The sequence below is a fragment of the Roseitalea sp. MMSF_3546 genome (genome assembly GCF_030732865.1).
Classification (GTDB): domain Bacteria; phylum Pseudomonadota; class Alphaproteobacteria; order Rhizobiales; family Rhizobiaceae; genus Roseitalea.
Genome location: NZ_JASHKB010000048.1, coordinates 1 through 9,005 on the forward strand (window position 1 = coordinate 1; position 9,005 = coordinate 9,005).

Here is a 9,005-nt window from a genome sequence, read left to right on the forward strand (position 1 = left end):
GGGGGGTGGTCATCATCGACGCCATCTACCCCCCTCTGTCCCTTTCGGGACATCTCCCCCACAAGGGGGGAGAGGGGAGATCGAGCAAACTTCGACGGCAGTCTCTCCGACCCGCCAATGCCCATGGTCTCGACCCATTGCCAGAAAGCGCTCCGGTCGTCCGGGCTCTGATCCCGCGCGGGCATGTCGGCGGCGAGCATCTCGAACACCATGCGGCGCGCCGCATCGGCGCGGTCGGTGTCGGTGCGCACCGTCATGCCCTGGGCGGGCTTGCGGATGCAGGAGGCGGCAAGCGTGCGCTCGCCCTCGATCTCGACCATGCAGGCGCGGCAGTTGCCATCGGGCCGGTAGCCGGGCTTGTCGAGATGGCACAGATGCGGGATGCGGGTGCCTTCGCGTCTGGCGACCGTCCAGATCGTCTCGCCCGGCTCGGCGGTGACGGCGCGGCCGTCAAGGATGAAGGTTACCGTCTGGTCGACAGCCATTGCGATCTCACCCGACCAGATAGCGAAAGCCGGCGAAGATGACGGCGATCGAGATGACGCCTCCGACCTGATAGCGCAGCATCTTGTCGGCGAGGTCGACGCGCACCTTCTCGATCTCGCCACGGACCTTCTCGATCTCGACGGTCAGGTCGGCCCTGACCTTTTCGATATCCAATTTGAGCTCGGTGCGGACGCCTTCAATGTCAGATTTGAGCTCGGTGCGGAGCTTCTCGATCTCTGACATGAGCTCGGCGCGGACGCCTTCAATGTCAGACTTGAGCTCGGCGCGCAGCTTTTCCACCTCGGTGCGGAGCTTCTCGATCTCAAGCCGGACCTCCTCGATGTCCTTCTTCGTGGCGGCATTGGCATCGAAAAAGCGTGCGATCGCCTCCGACTGCTTCTCGTCGAAGGCGTGGCGTAGGTTCAAGATCTCGACAGCGCCCATGTCCCGGCCCGTTTCTCGTCACGTCGTCTGTGGCCGATCATATCACAGATCCTCCGGAAAATGCGTCAGCAGGTGATTGACCGGATTGGGTGCGGCCTGGCCGAGGCCGCAGATCGAGGCATCGCGCATCACCTGTTCCAGATCGCGGATGGTGGGCTCGTCCAGGGGACCGTCCGCCTCGAGCAGTTTCACCAGCTTTTCGGTGCCGCCGCGACAGGGCGTGCACTGGCCGCAGCTCTCATGGGCGAAGAACCGCATCAGGTTCAGCGTCACGTCGCGGATATTGTCCTTGTCCGACAGGATGACGACGGCATGGCTGCCAACGAACGCGCCGTGCCGGAACAGCGTGTCGCCGAAATCGAGCGGGATGTCGTCCATGGAGGCGGGCAGGATACCGCCCGAGGCGCCGCCGGGCAGATAGGCCTTGAAGACGTGCCCGTCCGCCATGCCGCCGCAATGGTCCTCGATCAGTTCGCGCACCGTGACGCCGGCCGGCGCCAGCTTGACGCCCGGAGCCTTCACCCGCCCCGAGACCGACCAGGAGCGGATTCCCGGATGCCCCTGATTGCCCTGGGCTGCGAACCAGTCCGGCCCGTTCTCGACGATGTCCCTGATCCACCACAGGGTCTCGACATTGTGGTTGAGCGTGGGCCGGCCGAACAGGCCCACTTCGGCGATATAGGGCGGGCGATGGCGCGGCAGCCCGCGTTTTCCCTCGATCGATTCGATCATCGCGCTTTCCTCGCCGCAGATATAGGCGCCCGCCCCGCGTCGCAGTTCGATGAAGCCGGGCCCGCACAGGCCGGCGGCCTCGAGCGCGGCGATCTCGCGGCGCAGGATTTCCAGGACGGCCGGATATTCGTCGCGCATGTAAAGATAGATGCGCTCCGCCTCGACGGTGTGCGCGGCGATCAGCGCGCCTTCCAGCATGCGATGCGGATCGGTTTCCAGATAGTGCCGGTCCTTGAAGGTGCCGGGCTCGCCCTCGTCGCCATTGATCGTCATCAGGCGCGGGCCGGGATAGGAGCGCACGATCGACCATTTGCGCCCGGCCGGGAAGCCCGCGCCGCCAAGCCCCCTGAGGCCCGCATCGGACAATGTCGCGATCAGCGTTTCGGGGTCCGGGTCGCCGGCCCGCACGCGCTGCCAGAGCGCGTAGCCGCCCCCGGCGCGATAGGCATCGAGTGCGGCGTAGCGCGGCAGGACGACACCGGTCCGGCCGGCGCGGGCCAAGCCAAGCAGCGTGTCGGCGGTGGCACGATCGACCTCGCGGTCGCCGATGCGGGCGGCCGGCGCGGACGCGCAGCGGCCCATGCACGGTGCGCGCGCAACGCGGATGAGCTCGGGGTCGGCCCGCCGACCGAGTGCGGCCAGCACCTCCTCGCAGCCGGCGAGCATGCAGGAGACCGACTCGCACACCCGGATCGTCAGCGGCGCAGGTTCTTGCTCGCCTTCCCGGACGACGTCGAAATGGTCGTAGAAGGAGGCGACCTCGTAAACCTCGGCCTGGGACAGGCGCATTTCCTCGGCCAGTGCACGCAGATGGGGCGCGCTCAAGCAGCCATGGGCATCCTGGAGCCGGTGCAGATGCTCGATCAGAAGGTCGCGCCGGCGCGGCGCATCGCCCAACAGCCGGCGGACATCGGCGAGTGCGCCCTCGTCGAGCTGCCGGCCCTTGGGCAGGTGGGATCGGCGGCGGCGCCCTTGCGGCTCAATCCGGTTCATAGCGCGTTTCTTCGCCCTCTCAGTGCACCGACCCTAGTCGTCCGGCGGCCTAGCACCTTTGCCGAAAGCGTCAACTGTCGTCGCGATCGTCGTGTTCGGACGCCGCAGACCTTGCAGCGATGTCGCTATGCGCGCCGATCAGGTCGAAGAATTGATCGTCGGCACGTCCGCCCATGGCGACAGTGGCGGCCAGGGAGCAGCCATGGACGCCATCGCGATGCACGGAGGACAGGGCCGGCGCGCAGCGCGCGGCGGGCGCGCCGGCAACAGGCGGCGCGGCGGTGGGGCCATTGCGCAGATGCCGTGGCAGATTCCGGTCAATTCGGACCGGCCGACCGAGCCGCTGCCGGCCGAGGGCGTGGAAGCGATCCACCAGGGCGCGATGCGGATCCTCGAGGAGATCGGTGTCGTGTTTCTCAATCACGAGGCGGTCGACATCTTCCGCGCCCAAGGCTGCCTGATCGACGGTGAAACCACGTCCGGCGCGCGGGTGCGGTTCGGGCGCGACTACATCATGGAGATGGTGGCGCGCGCGCCCGGCGCCTTCACCATCACCCCGCGCAATGCGTCTCGCGCGGTGCCGATCGGCGGCGAGCACATGGTGTTCCTGAACATCGCCTCACCGCCCAACTGCTCCGATCTGGACCGCGGGCGACGGCCGGGCGATCGCGCCTCGTTTAAGGAACTGGTCAAGCTGACCCAGGCCTTCAACTGCCTTCATGTCTCGGGTGGCTATCCGGTGGAGCCGATCGACCTGCACCCGTCCATCCGGCATCTTGACTGCCTTTTCGACACGCTGACGCTGACCGACAAGGTGGTGCACGCCTATGCGCTGGGCACCGAGCGGGTCGAGGACGCCATGGAGATGGTGCGCATCGCCGGCGCGCTGACCCATGAGCAATTCGACGCGGCGCCGCGCATGTTCACCAACATCAATTCGACCTCGCCGCTCAAGCATGACTGGCCGATGATCGACGGGCTGATGCGGCTGGCGCGGCGCGGCCAGCCGGTGATCGTCACGCCCTTCACGCTGGCCGGAGCGATGAGCCCGATCACGCTGGCGGGCACGGTGGCGCAATCGCTCGCCGAATCGCTGTGCGCCATCGCGCTGATCCAGACGATCAATCCGGGCTGCCCCTGCGCCATCGGCACGTTCTCCTCCAATGTCGACATGCGCACCGGCGCGCCCGCCTTCGGCACCCCGGACTACCTGCGCACCACCCAGATGACCGGCCAGATGGCGCGCTTCTACTGCCTGCCGCTGCGCTCGTCGAACACCTGCGTGTCGAACGCGCCAGACAATCAGGCGACCTGGGAGAGCACCAATTCGCTGTTTGCGGCGCTCAGTTCCGGCAGCCATGTAGTCTACCACGCCGCAGGCTGGCTCGAGGGCGGGCTGTGCGCTTCCTACGAGAAGTTCGTCATGGATTGCGAGCAGCTCCAGCAACTGATCGCCTACATGAAACCGGTGACATGGTCCGAAGACGAAATCGCCTTCGACGCGATTGCCGAGGTTGGCCATAGCGGGCACTTCTTCGGCATTCAGCATACGCAGGATCGCTACGAGACGGCGTTCTACTCGCCGTTTCTATCGGACTGGAGCAATTACGAGAACTGGCGCGATCGCGGCGCGATCCAGACGCCAGAGCGCGCCAATCGCATCTGGAAGCAGATCCTCGCCGAGTTCGAGCCACCGCCCATGGACGCGGCGATCGCCGAGGAACTGGAAGACTTCGTCGCCCGCCGCAAGCGCGAGGGCGGCGCACCGACGGATTTTTGAGCCATCACCATGCGCCCGGCAAGGTTGAACCAATGAAGACCTCCACCCGCGTCGTCGTCATCGGCGGCGGTGTCGTCGGCTGTTCGGTGCTCTATCATCTGGCGAAGGCCGGCTGGACCGACATCATGCTGATCGAGCGGTCCGAACTGACATCGGGGTCGTCCTGGCATGCGGCGGGCGGCTTCCACACGCTCAACGGCGATCCGAACGTCGCCAAGCTTCAGGCCTATACCGTCGGCCTTTATGCCGAACTCGAAGAGGTTTCGGGCCAGTCCTGCGGGCTGCATCTGACCGGCGGCGTCATGCTCGCCGAAAGCGCCGAGCGCATGGATTTCCTGCGCACGCTGCACGCCAAGGGCCGGCATCTGGGCATGCAGACCGAACTGATCACGCCGTCCGAGGCCAAGGCGATGTTTCCGCTGATGGACGAAAGCCACTTCGTCGGCGCGCTGTGGGACCCGGTCGAAGGCCATCTCGACCCGGCCGGAACCACCCATGCCTATGCCAAGGCGGCCAAGGCGCTGGGCGCGCAAATCGTGCTGCGCAACCGCGTCGTCGAACTGACCCAGGACGCGGACGGGACGTGGAACGTGGTCACCGAGCAGGGCACGATCCGCTGCGAGCACGTGGTCAATGCGGGCGGGCTGTGGGCGCGCGAGGTCGGCCGCATGGTCGGGCTCGAACTGCCGCTGCTCGCCATGGAGCACATGTATCTGCTCACCGAGGACATGGACGAGGTGATCGCCTTCAATCAGGAGCACGGGCGCGAACTCATCCATGCCATGGATTTCCGCGGCGAGATCTACACGCGGCAGGAACGCAACGGCATGCTGCTGGGCACCTACGAGCAGGATTGCCGGCCATGGTCGCCGGTCGAGACGCCATGGGATTTCGGCCACGAACTGCTTGCCCCCGACATCGACCGCATCGCCCCGTCGCTGGAGATCGGCTTTGCGCATTTTCCGCCGCTGGAAAATGCCGGCATCCGGCAGATCATCAACGGGCCGTTCACGTTCGCGCCCGACGGCAACCCGCTCGTCGGGCCGGTGCGGGGGCTGACCAATTTCTGGTGTGCCTGCGCGGTGATGGCCGGTTTCAGCCAGGGCGGCGGGGTCGGCCTGTCGCTGGCCAACTGGATGGTGCATGGCGATCCGGGCGCCGACATATGGGGCATGGACGTGGCGCGCTTCGGCGAATGGGCGACGCTGCGCTACACCAATGCGAAAGTGCGCGAGAACTATGCGCGACGCTTCCGCATCCGCTATCCGAACGAGGAACTTCCCGCCGCCCGCCCCCATCAGACGACGCCGCTCCATGACATCATGGTCAAGGAGAACCATGCCGTGATGGGCGACACCTGGGGCCTGGAGGTGCCGCTGTGGTTCGCGCCGTCGGCCGATGCGGCGCACGACGTGATCTCGTTTCATCGCTCCAACGATTTTGCCCATGTCGGCGCAGAGGTGCGCGCGGTCCGCGAAGGCGTCGGGGTCACCGAGATCGCCAACTTCGCCAAGTACGAAGTCACCGGCCCGGGGGCGGAAAGCTGGCTGTCACATCTGATGACCAACACCATGCCCAAGACCGGCCGCATCGTGCTGTCGCCCATGCTCAACGAATTCGGCAAGCTGATCGGCGACTTCACCATCGCCAGGGCAACCGGTGACCGGTTTGTGATCTGGGGATCGTCGGCGGCGCAGATCCACCACATGCGCTGGTTCGAACGGCACCTGCCCGATGACGGCTCGGTGCGCATTCACCGCTACGGGCAGACGCTTGTCGGGCTGTCGATCGCCGGGCCGGACAGCCGCAAGGTGCTCGAAAGGCTCGTCGATGTCGATGTGTCGAACGACGCCTTCCGCTTCATGGATTTCCGCGAAATGGCGATCGCTGGCGCGCCGGCCATGGTCAACCGGCTGAGCTACACGGGCGACCTTGGCTACGAGATCTGGATGGAGCCCTGCTATCAGCGGCTGGTCTACACCGCGATCAAGGATGCGGGTGCCGCGTTCGGCATGCGCGATTTCGGCATGCGGGCGCTTCTGTCGATGCGGCTCGAAAAGAACTTTCCCACCTGGGGCCACGAGCTTCGGCCCATTTACGGTGCGTTCGAAGGGGCGATGGACCGGTTCGTCAAGCTGTCCAAGAACGACTTCGTCGGTCGCCAAGCGGCCGCGCGCGAAAAGGCGGAGGGACCGAAGCTGCGGCGGGTCTCGTTCGTCATCGAGGCGGAGACGGCCGATGTCATGCATGACGAACCGGTCTGGGCGAAGGTGGGCGACACCGACTATGGCACCGTCGCGCCGCCGCATGCGGTCGGCCCGCGTCGCTTCGACGGATCGGGACGCGTATTCGATCCGCCGGGCATGGGCTCGATCGTCGATGGCGACTGGCGGGTCGTCGGCTGGGTGACCTCGGGCGGCTACGCCCATGGCATCGGGCAGTCCATGGCGCAGGCCTATGTGCCGTTCGCGCTGTCCGAACGGGCCGAGCCCGGCCTGTTCGAGATCGAGATCCTGGGCGTGCGCCGGCCGGCAAGGATCGCCATCGAACCGCCTTTCGATCCCAGGGGCGAGCGGATGCGGGGGTGAAACGGTCGCGGGTCGTTGTTCGTCGGTCGTCAGTCGTCGACCGAAAAGGCGAGCCTGCTCGACCCACGACCCACGACCCACGACCGACGAATGACGACCGACACCGCCGCCTGCGTCACACGGCTGACACACGAGTCTGATTCTGCAGTGCAAAACCTCAATAGCGGCCAAGGCCATGTCCGAGCCAAAGCGGTTTCGCACCCTGTTCCTGTCCGACATCCACCTTGGCACGCGCGGCTGCCAGGCCGAAATGCTGCTCGACTTCCTGCGCGAGCACGAGGCCGAGCGCATCTATCTGGTCGGCGACATCTTCGACGGCTGGCGGCTGAAGAAGGGCTGGTACTGGCCGCAGGCGCACAACGACGTGGTCCAGAAGCTGCTGCGCAAGGCGCGCAAGGGCGCCGAGATCATCTATGTGCCCGGCAATCACGACGAGATCATGCGGTCCTATCTGGGCTCGCATTTCGGCGGCATCGAGGTGCGCGAGACCGACGTGCACGAGGGCGCCGACGGCACGCGCTATCTGGTCATCCATGGCGACCAGTTCGACATGGTGGTCCGGAACGCCAAATGGCTCGCTCACGTGGGCGACTGGGCCTATGTGTCGGCGCTGTGGGTCAATGGCTGGTTCAACCGGCTCAAGCGGCTGTGGGGCGGCCAGTACTGGTCGCTGTCGAAATGGCTCAAGCTCAAGGTCAAGCAGGCGGTCAACTTCATCGGCGCCTATGAGGAGGCGCTGGCGGCCGAGGCGCGGCGACAGAAGGTCGATGGCGTCATCTGCGGGCACATCCACCATGCCGCGATCAAGGCCCAGGCTGGGATATCCTACGTCAATACCGGCGACTGGGTGGAAAGCTGCACGGCGATCGCCGAGGATGCCGAGGGGCGCCTGCACCTGATCGACTGGGTCGAAGTGGCGCGGGCGCGCCGCCAGGCCAGGCTGGTGGACCTCAAAACCGCCAAGGCCGCTGCCGCCGCCAGACCGGCCGCCAGCGCACTTGCGACCGAAAGGCCCGCCGCCGAGACACAAGCGGCGGGCACGCAGGCGGCATGACGCCGCGGCCCGGGCCGTGATAACACGGTCAAGCCAACCTTCCGGCAAGAACGATCTGCAAGAGGACATCGCACCATGGGCTCGCCCTCGCTCAATCCCACGATCCGCCGGCAGATCGGCGCCGCCGTCCAGCGCAGCAGGCCGACCTCGGTCACCGGTCTTCTCGAACGCGCCTTCGCGCACACCTTCACGGGCCTGGTCTACGCGCAGATCTGGGAGGATCCGGTCGTCGACATGCAAGCGCTCGGGATCGGTCCGGACGACGCCATCGTCGCCATCGCCTCGGGCGGCTGCAATGTGATGAGCTATCTGACCGCGGGTCCGGCCTCGGTCGAGGCGGTCGACCTGTCGCCCGCCCATATCGCGCTCAACCGGCTCAAATACGCTGCCGCCCAGCACCTGCCCGGCCAGCGCGCCTTCTTCCAGTTCTTCGGGCGGGCCGACGTGCCGGGCAATGCCGCCCTGTTCGACATCCATCTGCGGCCGCATCTGGATGTCGCCACCGTCGATTACTGGAACGGCCGCATGGGCCTGCGCGGCCGGCGCATCGACATGTTCGAGCGCGGTCTTTACCGTTACGGGGCGCTCGGCCTGTTCATCGGCTGGGCGCACCGCATCGCCCGCCTGCACGGGGTCGATCTGCGCGAGTTCACGCGCTGCACCGACCTTCATGCCCAGCGGCGCTTCTTCGCCGAGAAAGTCGAGCCGGCGATCGACGGCCGGCTGGTCCGGCTGCTCGCCTCGAACCGCGCTTCGCTGTTCGGCCTGGGCATTCCGCCGCAGCAATACGAGGCGCTGGCCGGCGCGGCGGGCGGTGACATGCATGCCGCGCTCAAGGCGCGCACGCGCGCGCTAGAGCGGTTTTCGATCAGTCTGGTTCGTAACCGGATGATTTGAAGTAGTTTGCGCATTCTTCTGGTTCGAAGAT

At 66.3% G+C, this 9,005-nt stretch carries 7 protein-coding genes; 4 read left to right on the plus strand and 3 right to left on the minus strand.

All coding sequences use genetic code 11. From position 1 onward, the window contains the following. The 3 genes from RBB34_RS19475 to RBB34_RS19485 form a co-directional block, all read right to left on the minus strand. Nucleotides 1–485, minus strand: a 485-nt coding sequence (locus tag RBB34_RS19475) for a 2Fe-2S iron-sulfur cluster-binding protein (RefSeq protein ID WP_306120909.1), incomplete at its 3' end; no start/stop codon positions are given. Nucleotides 486–492: 7 nt separating this feature from the next. Beyond that, the gene (locus RBB34_RS19480) at nucleotides 493–930 is read right to left on the minus strand and encodes a coiled-coil domain-containing protein (protein WP_306120910.1); all 438 of its coding nucleotides are present in this window, start codon (nucleotides 928–930) and stop codon (nucleotides 493–495) included. A 42-nt stretch (nucleotides 931–972) separates the two neighbouring features. Beyond that, nucleotides 973–2,655 (minus strand): NAD(P)H-dependent oxidoreductase subunit E, encoded by a 1,683-nt coding sequence (locus tag RBB34_RS19485; RefSeq protein ID WP_306120911.1) that lies wholly within the window; start codon nucleotides 2,653–2,655, stop codon nucleotides 973–975. A 127-nt stretch (nucleotides 2,656–2,782) separates the two neighbouring features. Between RBB34_RS19485 and RBB34_RS19490 the strand changes: the two genes are divergently transcribed. The 4 genes from RBB34_RS19490 to RBB34_RS19505 all read left to right on the plus strand — a co-directional run bounded on the left by RBB34_RS19490 (nucleotide 2,783) and on the right by RBB34_RS19505 (nucleotide 8,974). Beyond that, entirely contained in the window at nucleotides 2,783–4,435 is a 1,653-nt protein-coding gene (locus RBB34_RS19490) for a trimethylamine methyltransferase family protein (protein WP_306120912.1), read from the plus strand. Nucleotides 4,436–4,467: 32 nt separating this feature from the next. Then, nucleotides 4,468–7,023, plus strand: coding sequence for an FAD-dependent oxidoreductase (locus RBB34_RS19495; protein WP_306120913.1), 2,556 nt, complete (start codon nucleotides 4,468–4,470; stop codon nucleotides 7,021–7,023). 175 nt (nucleotides 7,024–7,198) lie between these two features. Beyond that, nucleotides 7,199–8,077 carry a UDP-2,3-diacylglucosamine diphosphatase gene (locus RBB34_RS19500; protein ID WP_306120914.1) on the plus strand — a complete coding sequence of 293 codons (879 nt, stop codon included), beginning with the start codon at nucleotides 7,199–7,201 and terminating at the stop codon, nucleotides 8,075–8,077. Between the two features lie 75 nt (nucleotides 8,078–8,152). Continuing rightward, nucleotides 8,153–8,974 carry a DUF3419 family protein gene (locus tag RBB34_RS19505; protein ID WP_306120915.1) on the plus strand — a complete coding sequence of 274 codons (822 nt, stop codon included), beginning with the start codon at nucleotides 8,153–8,155 and terminating at the stop codon, nucleotides 8,972–8,974. Nucleotides 8,975–9,005 lie beyond the last annotated feature (31 nt).

Coding starts and splice junctions, on each gene's coding strand:
- RBB34_RS19490 (WP_306120912.1), top strand. CDS start 2,783: ATGCGCGCCGATCAGGTCGAAGAATTGATCGTCGGCACGTCCGCCCAT.
- RBB34_RS19495 (WP_306120913.1), top strand. CDS start 4,468: ATGAAGACCTCCACCCGCGTCGTCGTCATCGGCGGCGGTGTCGTCGGC.
- RBB34_RS19485 (WP_306120911.1), bottom strand. CDS start 2,655: ATGAACCGGATTGAGCCGCAAGGGCGCCGCCGCCGATCCCACCTGCCC.
- RBB34_RS19500 (WP_306120914.1), top strand. CDS start 7,199: ATGTCCGAGCCAAAGCGGTTTCGCACCCTGTTCCTGTCCGACATCCAC.
- RBB34_RS19480 (WP_306120910.1), bottom strand. CDS start 930: ATGGGCGCTGTCGAGATCTTGAACCTACGCCACGCCTTCGACGAGAAG.
- RBB34_RS19505 (WP_306120915.1), top strand. CDS start 8,153: ATGGGCTCGCCCTCGCTCAATCCCACGATCCGCCGGCAGATCGGCGCC.